The following is a 14,316-nucleotide window of genomic DNA, read 5'->3' on the forward strand; positions in this document are numbered from 1 at the left end:
TTGAAATACAAATAGATACGCGCTTTGTTTACCGTACTTTGTAATATTTTTGTTTGATTTTTCGCACCCTTACCGCCAGCTGACCGCACCAGAATAGCCAGCTGACCTCTGCATAATGCGATGCCGTTTAAGTCGGGACGGAAGGCGTTTGGCCGTCAAGAAAAAACTGCTCGCTGAAATTGACCAGAAACAATTCTTTGGTCGCCCGTGTGCAGGCGGTATAAAGCCATCGAAGGAATTCGACGTCGAGGAGCTCCTCGGTGAGGTACCCCTGGTCTACAAATACCGCCTGCCACTGTCCGCCTTGGGCCTTATGGCAGGTGACTGCCATTGCAAATTTGATTTGCAGTGCGTTGTAATAGGGATCAGCCTTAAGCGCCGCCAGGCGTTGTTTTTTGTCAGGGATATCCGCATAGTCGAGCATAACCGCATCGAACAGCCGCTGTTGTTCCGTTTGGGATAGATTCGGTGAGTCGCTGTGGAGGGTGTCCAGTATTACCCGGCAATCGATGGGTTCGATTTCATCGGTGTCCATGAATTCAAGGCTTACGTCAGCAAAGCGAAACCCATGTTGTTCATGGACATTGCGTACCCGGCGTACCTGCGCCATATCGCCGTTGGCGATGAAGCCCGATCGGTCTGAATCCGCGGAAAGCCAATAATAATTATTGCGTACCACCATGACATAGTCACCACCGGTCAGTTCCTCGTCCCTGAACAGAATTTGATTGCGGATATGCTGGTTATATTGGTTCGCATTCTTGTTGGAGCGGCAGATGACCATGGTGTTTTCCATGCCATATTTATCATAAGTGTAGTGCAGTCCGTCGAGGAGGCGTTCACCCGTCATGCGGAAGATATCCGGAAATTTCTTGACGGTAAAATGCGGGTATCCCACCGTTGTCGACTGATCCCCCGCAGTTTGTATCTGCTTGCGTATCGTGGTGGCGTTGTACAGGATACCCGAGTCCTTTTCCTGCCGTACCACGTCAGTAAGCTCATACGCAAATACCTGCACCGCGAATACCCGGGCGAGCCAAGCCGCATCCAACGCCGGACTCTGAAGATATCCAACCGGAGGAAGCTGCGCCGTGTCCCCCACAAACATCAGCCGGCAATTCTCCCCGCTGTTTACATAGTGGACCAGGTCTTCCAGCACGCTTTTCCCGTTATGTGCGAGCCGCTCATTGGAGATCATGGAGGCTTCGTCAACGATGAAGAGCGTGTCGGTATGCGGGTTTTCCGCCCGTCCGAATGCCATATCAGGCGACAGCGCTACCTTTTTTCGGTATATTTTCTTGTGTATGGTGAATGCCTTCTTGTTGGAATAGGTGCTCATCACTTTTGCGGCCCTTCCCGTGGGTGCGAGTAGTACCGAGCGCATGCTCAATGCGGGTAATACGCGCACCAGGGTACTGATGATCGTGGTTTTTCCCGTGCCGGCATAACCTCGGAGAACAAAGCAGCTGGTATTTCCGGGATGCGTCAAGAAATCTTCCAACCGTTGGAACGCTTCATATTGCTGCTCGGTAGGTCGGAGCGGGAACCGGCTGGAAATCAATTCAGCGATTTGCACGACCAAAGGTACCCAAAAGTTTGTTCAAAATGATTTATCTAAGTAAGTTTGTCGCGATAAACGAACGGTGATGACATATACTTCGGCAGATTTTGATCAATGGCATGCAGCAGATTACACCTTATTAGTCGGGGTAGGGTATGGCGAAAACGCGTTGGCAATAGTAGATCATGATCAGCAGCTGAAGTTGCTCACGACCTATGATCCCAACCATGTCGAACAGTGGATAGGGGATGTGCTGAATCAGCCATTTGGAAACGTGAAGCTGGCCGTTTCCGATAGCGCTTACTCGTTTGTCCCCGCTGATGTATTCGAGGAGCATCTCGTTGATACCTATCAGCAATACCTGCCAGGCGATGGGTTGTCGGATGTTGCCGTTTCAGCCGTTCCGTCATCGGGCATCAAGCTCCTTCACCGCATCAATCGGTTGGATTTAGCACCGTTTGCAGCGCGCTTCCCTCAACTGGCTATTTATCCGCGCATTCAATCCCTGTTGTCCGGCGTGTCCGAATATGCGCAATCCGGTGGACCGTCAGTCATCATTGATAAGCAGGCCTCGGCCGTGAGTATTTGCGTTTTTGACAAAGGCCATTTGGTGTACGCGAATGATTTTGAGGTTACTGATCCCGATGATTTCAATTATTATCTGCTCTCCGTGCTGGCAAACACCGGCTTAACGGAGGAGCAACCGGCATGTTGGTTGGCTGGCGACCTGACCCAGGATGATGCGTTTTATCAGCGGGTATCCAAATACAGCGAAGCGGTAAACTTTGTCGATAGTGGACAGCTTACCGGAATACACTTGCCTGATGAATTGAAGCGTGAACAGCATGGGTATTTCACGCTTTTAGCATTGTACTTATGCGAATAATCGGCGGTACTCATGGGGGGCTGCGGCTCCATCCGCCGCCAACCTTACCCGTCCGCCCGACAACGGATATCGCGAAGGAGGCGTTGTTCAACGTATTACAAAACCGGATTGATTTCGAGGGGATAGCGGCGCTGGACTTGTTTTCTGGCACGGGGAATATCGCATTTGAACTGGCGTCTCGTGGTGCGGCCGCCGTCACGGCAGTCGACATCCACTTCAAATGTGTGCAATATATTAAAGCCACCGCCGAAAAGCTGAAGCTGTCCGCGATTAACGCGATGAAAGCCGATGTACTCAAGTTTATACCTGCTTGCAACGATCAATTTGATCTCGTATTTATCGATCCGCCGTACGACTTGCCGCAACTGCCGCAGCTCCCTGGCCAGGTCATAAGCGACGGCTTGTTGAAACCGGGTGGGTTGCTGGTTTTGGAGCATGCATCCACGCGAAAAATCGAAACACAGCCGCATTGGGTGGAAACCCGCAAATATGGGTATTCGTCGTTTTCGTTTTACCAGGTTTGATACTTTGATACTTTTGATCGCAATGCCGTTCCGGCTCCGATGGATTTCCGTAAGGCTGCCCGCAGGTTAAGCCGATTCGGTCCCGTCTGCCTGCTCCGTTGCATTCGTTGCCGCATGCCGGCGGCGAACCGAAGTCACCCTTTCGCATTACCCTGCCCTTCGTTTGTCGGTCTGCCGTCTCTCGTAATGCTCCGCCTGGAAATCATCCTTGGCATGCCTAGCTGCCGATTGCTTCCTCCGCAGGCTATGTCGCTCCGAACCGGCTACCTGCTCCCATGGAATACGATAAGCTGCCCGCTTCAGGTGCCCGCAGGGAACCTCCGTACACCTTAAAATGCCGCCTTGACTAGCTGCGGTATGCACTGGGAAGCACTAACAACCGTAGCAGCTGGGCACAGCGGCGAGTTTTGCGGTACTTTTGCGATCAAAAGTACCAAGACCTGTCGCGGCAGCGACAGCAAGCTCGCACAAGTGCAAAATATTTGTCGTTATCATATCAATATTATACTTTTGAAAAAAACAACCCATGAAGATCGCGGTATTTCCCGGGTCGTTTGACCCCATTACGAATGCGCATATCGACATTGTCAAGCGGGGACAACGGCTTTTTGATAAAATTTACGTGGCCATTGGAACGAACACCACCAAGAAGGGTTTTTTCAGTTCTGATGAGCGGTTGGCGATCATCCAAGAGGTGTTTTCGCCACAAGGGTCGGTAGAAGCCGTGCAATTTGAGGGGTTGACCGTTGATTTTTGCCGAAAGATCGGGGCTGGCTATATCCTCCGCGGCATGCGCAATGTGGGCGACTTTGAATTTGAGAAAGCCATCGCGCTCAACAATACCGTACTTGCTCCCGATATCGAAACCGTATTTCTGGTCAGCAGCGCCGGTTTTTCGCACATCTCTTCTACGATTATCCGCGAAATCATCGTCAACCACGGCGACGTGAGCCAACTGGTACCCGAGGCGGTGGTAAGGGCTTTGGGCAGTAAGTCGTAAGGTCGTCGGCAACCGGCATCATCCCTGATCCGCCGGCGCGATGGTCTCCAATATATCTTCGATCAGCGGATAGGTATTTTTCCTGATTTTGTGCAGTTTATCCCTGCCCAGCCAAACCGCTTCCGTAATATCCTCTTCGAGCTGTGGCCTCAATTTGGGTATACGGTTTACACCCATCTCATACCAATTCGTTTTTTTGATCACCAGTTCGCCTTTCATGACATATGAGTGATAGGTAGACCTGATTTTCTGTCCGAGATAATCCACGTGAATTCCGCATTCTTCTTCTACTTCCCGTATAGCAGCGTTCCTTGTCGATTCATTTTCATCCACCTTGCCTTTGGGCAAATCCCATTTTCCCAGCCGGTGGATAAAGAGGAATTGTCCGTCGCCGTTTTTCACCAATCCGCCCGCTGCCTTAATTATTTTGATCCTTTTTTTAATGAGGCTGAAAAAGTCCTTCGGATTTTTTATTTGTATGACATACGTGGCCGGAATCGTGTTTTGCTTGGCTTGTTTGAAAAGTTTTTCGAAGTCAAAAGATTGATGGTCAATTGTTTGAATGTTGGTAAGGTTTTTGGGTATAAAATCTGCCAAAACAAGGGCCGATTGGTTCATATAAATTTTATAGATTTGCGCCATGAATAATACGAATGAGGTTGCACAAAAAGTTGCTGAATCATTGTTGCAAATTAAAGCAATTAAATTACAACCTAAAAACCCTTTTACTTGGGCATCGGGTTGGAAGTCGCCGATTTATTGCGATAATCGTGTAGCGTTGTCTCATCCACCTATCCGTACGTATATTCGTCAAAAGCTTTCTGAACTGGTCCAAGAAGAATTCGGGTCGGTGGAGATGATATCCGGTGTGGCCACCGCGGGCATTCCTCAAGGGGTGTTGGTGGCGCAGGATCTGGGATTGCCGTTCACCTATGTGCGCAGCAGTTCTAAGGATCATGGTCGGCAAAATCAGATCGAAGGGGATGTGGTCGGCGGCCAGCGCGTGGTTGTTGTAGAAGACCTGATTTCCACAGGCAAAAGCAGCCTGAAAGCCGTACAGGCCCTGCGGGAGGCCGGTTGCAATGTGGTTGGCCTCGTATCCATATTCACCTATGGCTTTGCGGACGCCGAGCAGAATTTTGCGAATGCCAAATGCCGGTACATCAGCCTCTGCAACTATGACACCCTGATTGAAGTCGCGGTAAAGCATAACTATATCTTGAATAGCGACATCGAGGTGCTCGAGCAGTGGCGGGCCGATCCGTCGGAATGGTCGCCAGCCGTCCGATAAACCTGGATACCCGTCATGACCACTATCCAAAACGATATCACCATTAACAGGCCAGTTGCCGACGTGTATGCGTTTTTGGCTGATTGCAATAATCATGAGCAGCTCATGCCGGAAAGCATCTACAATTGGTCTTCCACGCGGGATGAAGCCCGCTTTACCATTCAGAACATGGCCAAGCTGGCGCTCCGGGTAGCCGAGCGGACAGCGAACAGCGAGGTGGTGTTCATGCCTGCCGAAAAGGCACCATTCGACGTGACGCTTCGGTGGAGTGTAGCGCCCAAAAGCGACACCGAGACAACTGCCAGTTTCGTTATCGAAGCCGACCTCAATATGATGATGAAGCTATTGGCAGCTAAGCCATTGCAGCAGCTCGTGGATTTTCAGGTAGCGAAGCTGAAAGCAGTGATGGAATAAACGAAGTTACCTATACTTGTTCGGCTACAAAATCCCAATTCACCACGTTCCACCAATTAGTGATGTATTCCGGCCTACGGTTTTGGTAGTGAAGGTAATACGCATGTTCCCAAACATCGAGTCCCAGTAAAGGCGTGCCTTTTAATTCCGCATCGCCCATCAGGGGATTATCCTGGTTAGGGGTAGAGCCTATTTTCAACGTACCATTGTCACTGACCAACCATGCCCAGCCCGAGCCGAACCGTCCCGTGCCGGCCGCTGCAAATTGCTCCTTGAATTGATCAAATGATCCGAAAGCCCCATTGATGGCATCCAGCAATGCTCCGGCGGGTGCGTTGCCATCAACGGGTGCGCGCAGCGATTTCCAGAAAAACGTGTGGTTCCATGCACCGCCCGCATTGTTGCGCACCTTGGCAGATACATCGGCGATATTGGTAAACAATTCTTCCGGAGTGGTATAGGCTACTTCCTCCGCTTTGATGGCTTCGTTTACGTTGGTGATATACGTGGTATGATGCTTCGTGTAATGGATTTCCATCGTACGGGCATCGATATAAGGTTCCAATGCATTGTATTCATACCCCAAAGGTTCTTGCGAAAATGCCAGCGGAGCGTCCGATTGGGCGGCCGAATCCCCAGACGAAGTGGGTGCACTGCATCCGACTATTGCATTTAATGGGTTGACACCTAAGGCTGTGGAGGCTACTGTCGCAGCCGAAAATCCGATGGTTGTACGCAAAAACTTTCTTCTGTTGGTTGTTGCCATAATGGTTATGCAAATTTTGATTTACAGCTTATATACAACCAAAAGTAGAAATTTGTTTTTAAATACCATGGATTAATTGCCGTTTTGTATGGGTAATGTGACAAAGGTCGTCAGCATTCCCCATCGGGACCGCAAGCGGGGCCTTCCGTTACGTCAAACGGAACCGCTGGATTTGCTTGGCGCCATTCCGTGAACGCTTTCTCCAGCGTCTGTAGGAACACCTCGGGAGGCTGGGCGCCGGACACGGCGTATTTGCGGTCGAATACGAAGAAGGGTACCCCGCGAACGCCGATATTGCCGGCCTCCTGGATGTCCTGTGCTACTTCGTAGGCATATTGGTCGCTGCCTAATACCGCAGTGATGGTCGCTTCGTCCAACCCCGCTTCTTTACCCAGCGCAACCAATGTATCGATATCGCTGATGTTTTTCCCTTCGGTAAAATGCGTGCGGAATAGGTTTTCTTTTACCTGACTCCCCAGCCCTTCGGTTTGCGCCAGGTGTATCAAGCGATGGGCATCCCAGGTATTTGCGGGGATGGCCTTGTCAAAGTTGAGTTCCACACCGGCCTTTTTCCCGGTGCTGGCCACGCCGGCGGTCATTTCCCTTGCCTGCGTGATATTTAGACCTTTGCGCTCGGCGAGGTATTGATAGGTATTGGCGTAGGTGGGGTTTTTGGGAAGGTCGGGATCAAGCTGAAAGCTTTTCCATTCCACTTCAACGGCCTGTTGTCCATCGAACTGCTGCAATGCGGTTTCAAAATTATGCTTGCCGATGTAGCAAAAGGGACAAACGATGTCCGACCAGATTTCAATTTTCATGTTGATGTTTTTTTTCGTTTTATTAGTAGTCGCTGGCCTCATCCAGCAGTGCAATTTGTTCGGCCGAAAGCGCAAGTGAAGCAGAAGCGATAAGATCGGTCAGTTGCTGCTCGTTGGTCGCGCTGGCAATGGGAGCGGTAATTGCAGGCTTGCTCAGTTGCCAAGCGAGGGCAATCTGCGCCAGGGAAGCGCCGCTTTCGGCCGCCACCTGATCCATCGCAGCGAGGATACGGAATCCGCGTTCATTCAGGTATTGCTTGACGCCGCCCCCACGCTGACTTTTGCTCAAATCGGCTTCACTGCGGTATTTCCCGCTTAAGAAGCCGCTTGCCAAGGCATAATAGGGGAGGACGGCCAGCTGCTCGGCGTTGACGAGCGATAAGTATTCCGTTTCAAATTTTTGCCGATCGTAGAGGTTATACAGCGGCTGCAGGCTAACGTAGCCCTGCAAGCCATTCTTGTTGGCATAGTCGTTTGATTGGTCAATGCGTTCTGATGAAAGATTGGATGCACCGATGTAGCGCACCTTGCCGGCTTGGATGAGTTCATTGAACGCTTCGATGGTCTCGGCTACGGGTGTAGCCGGATCATCATAGTGCGACTGGTACAGGTCAATGTAATCCGTCCGCAGCCGTGTCAACGAGGCTTCCACCGCTTCACGGATATAAGCCGCGCGCAATCCCTTCTTTCCGGCGCCCATGTCCCCGCCCAACTTGGTGGCGATGACCAGGTCGTCACGTTTTCCGCGTTTGTCGAGCCATTTACCGATGATCGTTTCAGATTCGCCGCCACTGTTTGCCGGGACCCATGTGGAATAGGTATCAGCAGTATCGACAAAATTGAATCCGGCATCCACCCAGGCGTCGAGTATCCGGAAAGACTGTTGCTCATCCAATGTCCAGCCGAAAACGTTGCCGCCAAAGGCTATCGGTGAAATCTGTAGGGACGACTTCCCTAATATTCGTTTCGTTGCCATGATATCGTATACGTTAGAATGATGTTTTGGTTTTGGGTAAATGGTGGCCCTTGGACGAATTGATGCCGAGGACCACCGGATCTGTGTAAAGAAATGGCTAGACCAGTTGCAAGAAGATTCTCTCCTTAGGCGTACGTACCTTTTTTTGGCTTACAAGCCAGTCGTTCTCACTGTCGCGGTAGCCCAATGGAAGCAAGGTCACGCTTTTAAGTCCCTGCTGGGGCAGTTGAAGCAATTCGTCCAATGCGGCGTTATCAAATCCTTCCATCGGTGTGGCATCTACCTGGAGTTCAGCGGCAGCAGCGATGGCGAGACCAAAGGCGATATACGCCTGGCGCGCGGCATGCTCGAAATTAATGTTGGCTGGCCTGTCCAAAAAGAGGCCTTTCAACCGCACCTTGTAGGCATCAAATGTATCCGCGGGAAGCCCCCGTTCCACTGTCGTGTGATCCAGGATGCTATCGATTCGTTCAGCAGTATAATTGTCCCACGCGGCAAAAACCAATAAATGGGAGCCGTCCACAATCTGGCTCTGGCCATTGGCGATGGGCTGGATTTTGGCCTTCAGTTCTTTGTTGGTGATCACGAGCACGCTAAACGGTTGCAGCCCGGCAGCAGATGGCGCCAAGTGGGTGGCTTCTATTATTTTGTCCACCTTTTCTTGTGGAACAGGTTGACCGTTCATTTTTTTGGTGGCGTAGCGCCAGTTTAAGGCATCTAGTAATTGCATATTGATTTCGGATTTAATTAATTTTCTGAATTTCCTGATTACGATTCGGGTCAGTGCATGAGCGCTTTTATAAACCCCATTACCGCATCTTCCAAGGTGAGTTTTGCTTTTTCCGGGCATCCCGGCGCAGAAATCATCGCCATAGCCACCATGCCGTGCAGCATGGACCAGAAGGTGGTCGTTTTTAAATGACTATCCATATCCGGGTTTTGACCAGCGTGTATGGCCTCTTCAATAGTGCTACGCAATACACAGCTGACCTCTTTGATTTCGGGAATTCCACTCGCCATTTCACAGGTAGGTATCCCCAATCCATACATGATTTGGTAATGTTTGGGATGTTCATTCGCAAATTCCCAGTAGGCGCGAGACAATGACAAGAGTTGCTCGCTGGGCGTAGGGTAATGTGCTTTCGCTTGCTTCAATTTGTCCGCCAACAGCGCATAGCCCTCCCGGGAGCATGCCTCCAGTAGGGCATCCTTGCTCTCGAAATGTTTATAGACCACAGGGGTACTATATTCAATGGCGTCGGCGATCTTGCGGATCGAAAGCGCTTGCCAACCCTCTTCTTCCACAATCTGCCAGGATTGCCGGAGGATCGTGGATCGCACTTCTTCTAGCTGCCGTTGTTTGCGTTCTGAAATTCCCATTATTCGCTTACAGGATAATAAAAACTAACACTGTCAGCAAAAGTAACAACTGTAAACTGAATCCGAAGTATGTCGACCGGAAAACGACAATCGGATGACGGAGGTTAACGTTTGTGGTGTTGCCAAATCAATAGCCCTGCCAAATAGATGCTGTGTACCAGCTGCACGGATACAGCATCCCAGTTTTCGATCAATGAACTGCCGAAAATCAAAAGCGTCATCACCGTGAGGCCAGCCATCAAGGCTTGGTTGAACCAGCGCCCGCTGAGGAGCCAGATGCCGATAATGAACTCCGCGAATACCAGGAGATATCCGAAAATTAAGACCAGTCCCTGAGGAAGGATAGTATCCGAAAATGATTCGGCCATGCCGGTGGCAAAAACCTGTAATTTCGGCAACCGGACAAGCCCATGTCCGAGGAAAGACATCGCGATGGGCAAACGGATAAATAAAGCAGTCAATGGTGGAATACGCATGTTGAGCTATTTGGAGTAAACAAATATAAGCGTATATAGGCGCATTTGTTTCGCAGGCAATGCAACAATTTTAGGAAAGAATATTGGTAAGTAGTCCTGAAATAGTCAACTTATTTCAGGACTACTCATACAGAGTAGAGGCAGCTGTTGCGTGGTTATTGACTATTGATGCCAGCTACACCAGCTATCGTCGATGAAATTCATGCCTGGCATTCCAATGGGCGCTCCTGGTGGCATCGTCTCTGCAGGTGCTGGCTGAAATTTGTCAGGATCCTTGTCAAAGGCCTGCATTTGAGACAACGCAAATAGGAAAGAGGCTTTTTGCGTGGATGAAGCGCCCGACATGCTCGAATCGATCCATTGTTTAAGTTCCTGCAATTTCAACAAAGCCTGACCTCTTACGATTTCGGATGCACTTGCATCAGCGGCCAATCCCAGCAGGTATTTCAATGTGAGGTTATTGACTACGGTCTGCAAGGCGCCTGCATAGCCATCTGATGATGGTGTTTTCCACGTTTTATCAATGAGTTTATCCGCGACGTCCAAGAAGCTAGGTTGACTGGCATCGCGGGCGTTGAACTCAATCAAACGTGCGGCGCGTTGTGCATTGAGCAACGACGAGATGGTTTCCGCTGCCGCGGTTTCAGCAGCAGCAAGCGGGTCGAATGTTGGGCCGGTATGGGCGGAAAATGTTTCTACGGTGGCCGGGAAACCAGTGGGGCGCGGCGGAATCTTGGCGATTAGTTGATCGGGCAGTGCCAACGCCTCGGGTGTAATGGTGCTCATCAGCGCATCAAAAGCGCGCCACTGTTGGGCAGGTTCCACCATGTGGGTAGGTACTTGTCCGTCGTTTTTTACGGCATGCGTAAAGTATAACCCACCTACCGATTTCGCTACTGCTTCAATCTGGTACCGGTGCAATAAATAGATCGGTACGAGAACTTCTTGGAGGGTACTCATCGGACTGCCATCTTCGATTGCTTTCTCAGAGAATCGATCCAACGTTATCCGGCGAATCTTCATCAACTTGTCTAATTCATCAATGGGATTTCCCCCATCGTCCCATTGATGTGATGCGGGATGGGTATACCCACCGATGTCGGGTATATATTGATAGCCCAGGCGGATGGTTTCGTCCATGATTTTGTCCAACTCTGCGTCCTCATCTACCCCTTCGGGAAAATCAGCATATCCCCATAGGATGGCACGTTTATCCCAGCCACCTACACCTTTTGCGTACGCGTCAGACAGGTCCACGGTTCCGTCATCTTTCAGCGTGATACGGGGAAATGGGTAGTCCATGACCGATGCACGTTCTTTTGGACTTGCCGCAAAATTATGGGTGAATCCCAATGTGTGGCCGATTTCATGTGCCGACAGTTGTCGAATCCGGGCCAGCGCCATTTCTTCCATTTCTTTCGATGCCGGCTTTCCGTCCTCAAAAGGCTGTAGCAATCCCACGGCTATCAGGTAATCCTGCCGATGCCTGTCCGAACCCAGGGTAATCACCCCTTTGATAATCTCGCCTGTGCGCGGATCGATATAGGAGGCACCCGACGAAAATCCCCTGGTGGGGCCTGCCCGGTTAATCCAGTTGACTACATTGTACCGAATGTCCATGGGGTCTACGCCCTCCGGCAATTCTTTCACTTGGAAGGCATCTTTATAACCGGCGGCTTCAAAAGCTTCATTCCAGAAATTTCCCCCTTCGATAAGCGCTGTTTTAACGGGCTCTGGAGCACCTCGATCTACGTAGTAGACAATGGGCTCAATCGGTTCGCTTGTGGCTGCATTGGGATCCTGCTTAGCAAGCCGGTGGCGCCGGGTGAATCTTTTGATCAGCGGTTCGCTCATTGGCGCCGAGAAATCCCAGTAGCTGAACAGGTTGAAACTGGACCTCGGATCAAACTTCCGAGGCTTGTAACCGGCTGGGGGTAACTCGACAAACGACTGGTGTTCTTTCACGGTAATGGCCGTTGGGTCAGGAGCTACGCCACCGCTGTCACCCCTGCCTCTTCCGCCGGCTGCTGCTCCTCCTGTAAATGTCAATACCGCCTCGAATTCAGTGTTTTTGGGGAAGTTTTTGGTGTTTGGCATATAAACGGCGGAACGAGCTTCATCCACTCGGTAAGTGGCCCCGCCACTGCTGCTGCCGGCTGAAGGGCCGCGTCCACCACCGCTGAAGCCTCCCCCGCCAAGGCCCCCCGCGATACCTTGCGCATCGCGAATAAGAAATGGAGTTAGATCGACCAGGGCCTTGTCGCCCTCTAGTGCAACGGGTGGAAAGGCCCATATCACGGACTTTGCAAACGCATTCTCAACAGCGTTGATTTCATCTGGATTTTGGGTGATTGCCCGGTACGTCAGATTGGGTTCTTCCAGGAAAATTTTGGGCCCTACTTTGGTGAACTTCGCAACTTCAGCGGAAGCCCTTCCTCTTTCGGCTCCGCGTCCCGCACCATCCGTAAGCGACGTGAAATACAGAAACTCCTGATCAAACTTGTCGATTTCGAGAAATATTTTCCCCGTTTTTTCTTCATAGTAAAAATCAAAATAGCCTTCAAATTTCTGCATTCCCTGCGTAGCCGAAGCAATTGAAGATGCGGGGGATGCTGCCTGTGGTCGGCCAGCAGGTGCATTTTGGCCATGGGAGAACCCGCATACCGCGAGCAACCCCATCATTAATGATAATTTGTATAACTTCATTGGTTTTATTGTGTTATGGATTGGGTTCACATAATTTATTGATAGCCATCTCGTTGCCGGACATCGGCCATATGTATTTGCTGTCATCCGGATCAACCGTTGGCGAAATACCCCCTGCACTGGATTTGCCCGGTAGGGGAAGCTGCAACCGTAGGAGATCGGGGACGCGGGCGCCTTCGCCCAACAATTCGATTTTTCGTTCCTGCAAGATGGTATTGATCAGCGCTTCCTGTGAGCCTGTGCTGGCAGGGGCAAATTCATAGTTGCTGTCCGATCGTTGCCTTACCGCATTCAGCAGCGCCACGGATCTGCTCAAGTCAGAAGCGGATGTCCTGGCCAATGCTTCTGCCTGCATCAGCAGTACGTCAGCATACCGGATGACCGGAATCCAGTCCGAGAAGGTGGAGGGAACTTTATACTTAGACAACCATTTCTGTCCGGTATTAACCAATACCAGATTCTTACGCGCATCCGTCGATGACGCTGAAAATGTGGGGTCAGACAATGTGCCCAATGGATTGAGGTAAAACTCGGCATTGCCCGGCGCTGAATTGAAATAGTAAGCGAGCTGATTTTGTGTGCCCGGGGTCTCCTGTGCGGTGAAGGGCAAGGAAAATACCGACTCCGATCCTGCATAACTGCCGCCGAAAACGGCTGTAATATCGCCTTCGAGGCCGTTTTCGACTCCTGATGGTGCTCGGAACGGTGCGGTAGGCGAGACGATCTTATTGCCCTCAGTGACGACTTGTGAATATTCGCCGCGCACTAGGTAGACACGCATTTTTAATGCAATCGCGGTATTTTTGTGAGCCCTGATGGTGTTTTTTACCGCATCTCCCTGCGTATTTGGCAACCCGGCCTCGGCCTCGTCCAGATCGCTCAGTATCTGTGCATACACCTCAGCTACAGAGCTTCTTGCCAATTCGTTGTTTGCCGATGTCCGCTCGGCGTTCAAACGCAAGGGTAGTCCTGGGCTTGCGCCGTTATCCATGACATAAGGCTTTGCGTACATCTGCAACAGGGCAAAATACGAAAGTGCCCTAACGAACTTAGCCTCTCCGGCGTAGTTCGCATACAACTCGTCCGATATCTTATTCCGGTTGATTTCCAACCCCTCGAGAAAGGTATTAACGCGGTTGATGGTGGCATATCCGTTGCTCCAAAGTGAGTTCACTTCGCTCGTGCTGGAATTCACGCTGTGGAGCCATGTTTGCTGGCCGGTCACGATGTTGGGTTTATTCATGATGAACTCATCGGCCCGCAATTCGTTGTAGATGATCAATCGGCCGCCATAGAATCCGCCGTCCTTCATCGACGCATATAGGCCATTTACCTGCGCTTCTATCCGGTCTGGCGTATCAAATGCGCTGGCATCCGAAAGGCTGGTCAACATATCCGGTTCCAATAGATCTTTGCTGCACGATACCGCGGCCATGAGCAGGAGACTCAGTAGTCCCACTTTGGAAATATATCGTTTGTTAGCTGTTTTCAATGTGTTCATTGTTTCAGTTTTTAGTC

At 50.7% G+C, this 14,316-nt stretch carries 16 protein-coding genes; 5 read left to right on the forward strand and 11 right to left on the reverse strand.

Annotation, left to right across the window (positions count from 1 at the left end; all coding sequences use genetic code 11):
* Positions 1 to 127: 127 nt before the first annotated feature.
* Positions 128 to 1,576, reverse strand: a complete 1,449-nt coding sequence (locus tag ACMGDE_RS08800; RefSeq protein ID WP_436832478.1) for an ATP-dependent DNA helicase — start codon at positions 1,574 to 1,576, stop codon at positions 128 to 130.
* Between the two features lie 70 nt (positions 1,577 to 1,646).
* On the opposite strand from ACMGDE_RS08800, the gene ACMGDE_RS08805 reads away from it, so the two are divergent.
* Positions 1,647 to 2,447, forward strand: coding sequence for a DUF3822 family protein (locus tag ACMGDE_RS08805; RefSeq protein ID WP_436832479.1), 801 nt, complete (start codon positions 1,647 to 1,649; stop codon positions 2,445 to 2,447).
* Positions 2,438 to 2,971 carry an RsmD family RNA methyltransferase gene (locus tag ACMGDE_RS08810; RefSeq protein ID WP_436832403.1) on the forward strand — a complete coding sequence of 178 codons (534 nt, stop codon included), beginning with the start codon at positions 2,438 to 2,440 and terminating at the stop codon, positions 2,969 to 2,971. The genes ACMGDE_RS08805 and ACMGDE_RS08810 overlap by 10 nt, the downstream gene beginning before the upstream one ends.
* 147 nt (positions 2,972 to 3,118) lie before the next feature.
* On the opposite strand, the gene ACMGDE_RS08815 is transcribed toward ACMGDE_RS08810, so the two are convergent.
* Positions 3,119 to 3,334 carry a hypothetical protein gene (locus tag ACMGDE_RS08815; RefSeq protein WP_436832404.1) on the reverse strand — a complete coding sequence of 72 codons (216 nt, stop codon included), beginning with the start codon at positions 3,332 to 3,334 and terminating at the stop codon, positions 3,119 to 3,121.
* Positions 3,335 to 3,497: 163 nt separating this feature from the next.
* On the opposite strand from ACMGDE_RS08815, the gene coaD reads away from it, so the two are divergent.
* Positions 3,498 to 3,971: a pantetheine-phosphate adenylyltransferase gene (gene coaD, locus ACMGDE_RS08820; RefSeq protein WP_436832405.1), complete on the forward strand. Its 474-nt coding sequence runs from the start codon at positions 3,498 to 3,500 to the stop codon at positions 3,969 to 3,971.
* An 18-nt stretch (positions 3,972 to 3,989) separates the two neighbouring features.
* On the opposite strand, the gene ACMGDE_RS08825 is transcribed toward coaD, so the two are convergent.
* A complete protein-coding gene (locus tag ACMGDE_RS08825; protein WP_436832406.1) occupies positions 3,990 to 4,589 on the reverse strand; it encodes an NUDIX hydrolase in 600 nt (199 codons plus the stop codon).
* A 22-nt stretch (positions 4,590 to 4,611) separates the two neighbouring features.
* On the opposite strand from ACMGDE_RS08825, the gene pyrE reads away from it, so the two are divergent.
* Together pyrE and ACMGDE_RS08835 are read left to right on the forward strand one after the other, a co-directional pair.
* The gene (gene pyrE, locus ACMGDE_RS08830) at positions 4,612 to 5,262 is read left to right on the forward strand and encodes an orotate phosphoribosyltransferase (protein WP_436832407.1); all 651 of its coding nucleotides are present in this window, start codon (positions 4,612 to 4,614) and stop codon (positions 5,260 to 5,262) included.
* 15 nt (positions 5,263 to 5,277) lie between these two features.
* Positions 5,278 to 5,676, forward strand: a complete 399-nt coding sequence (locus ACMGDE_RS08835; protein ID WP_436832408.1) for an SRPBCC family protein — start codon at positions 5,278 to 5,280, stop codon at positions 5,674 to 5,676.
* A 10-nt stretch (positions 5,677 to 5,686) separates the two neighbouring features.
* Here the strand turns inward: ACMGDE_RS08835 and ACMGDE_RS08840 are convergent, their stop codons facing one another.
* The 8 genes from ACMGDE_RS08840 to ACMGDE_RS08875 form a co-directional block, all read right to left on the reverse strand.
* The gene (locus ACMGDE_RS08840; protein ID WP_436832409.1) at positions 5,687 to 6,442 is read right to left on the reverse strand and encodes a superoxide dismutase; all 756 of its coding nucleotides are present in this window, start codon (positions 6,440 to 6,442) and stop codon (positions 5,687 to 5,689) included.
* A 110-nt stretch (positions 6,443 to 6,552) separates the two neighbouring features.
* Positions 6,553 to 7,260 carry a DsbA family oxidoreductase gene (locus ACMGDE_RS08845; protein ID WP_436832410.1) on the reverse strand — a complete coding sequence of 236 codons (708 nt, stop codon included), beginning with the start codon at positions 7,258 to 7,260 and terminating at the stop codon, positions 6,553 to 6,555.
* A 22-nt stretch (positions 7,261 to 7,282) separates the two neighbouring features.
* Positions 7,283 to 8,236, reverse strand: a complete 954-nt coding sequence (locus ACMGDE_RS08850) for an aldo/keto reductase (RefSeq protein ID WP_436832411.1) — start codon at positions 8,234 to 8,236, stop codon at positions 7,283 to 7,285.
* Between the two features lie 97 nt (positions 8,237 to 8,333).
* Positions 8,334 to 8,966: a nitroreductase family protein gene (locus tag ACMGDE_RS08855; RefSeq protein ID WP_436832412.1), complete on the reverse strand. Its 633-nt coding sequence runs from the start codon at positions 8,964 to 8,966 to the stop codon at positions 8,334 to 8,336.
* 50 nt (positions 8,967 to 9,016) lie between these two features.
* Positions 9,017 to 9,616 carry a TetR/AcrR family transcriptional regulator gene (locus tag ACMGDE_RS08860; RefSeq protein ID WP_436832413.1) on the reverse strand — a complete coding sequence of 200 codons (600 nt, stop codon included), beginning with the start codon at positions 9,614 to 9,616 and terminating at the stop codon, positions 9,017 to 9,019.
* A 104-nt stretch (positions 9,617 to 9,720) separates the two neighbouring features.
* Positions 9,721 to 10,092 carry a DoxX family protein gene (locus ACMGDE_RS08865; RefSeq protein ID WP_436832414.1) on the reverse strand — a complete coding sequence of 124 codons (372 nt, stop codon included), beginning with the start codon at positions 10,090 to 10,092 and terminating at the stop codon, positions 9,721 to 9,723.
* 162 nt (positions 10,093 to 10,254) lie between these two features.
* Positions 10,255 to 12,798, reverse strand: coding sequence for a zinc-dependent metalloprotease (locus ACMGDE_RS08870; protein WP_436832415.1), 2,544 nt, complete (start codon positions 12,796 to 12,798; stop codon positions 10,255 to 10,257).
* A 13-nt stretch (positions 12,799 to 12,811) separates the two neighbouring features.
* Entirely contained in the window at positions 12,812 to 14,299 is a 1,488-nt protein-coding gene (locus ACMGDE_RS08875; protein WP_436832416.1) for a RagB/SusD family nutrient uptake outer membrane protein, read from the reverse strand.
* Positions 14,300 to 14,316: the final 17 nt, after the last annotated feature.

The organism is Parapedobacter brassicae (genome assembly GCF_051400755.1).
GTDB lineage: Bacteria > Bacteroidota > Bacteroidia > Sphingobacteriales > Sphingobacteriaceae > Parapedobacter.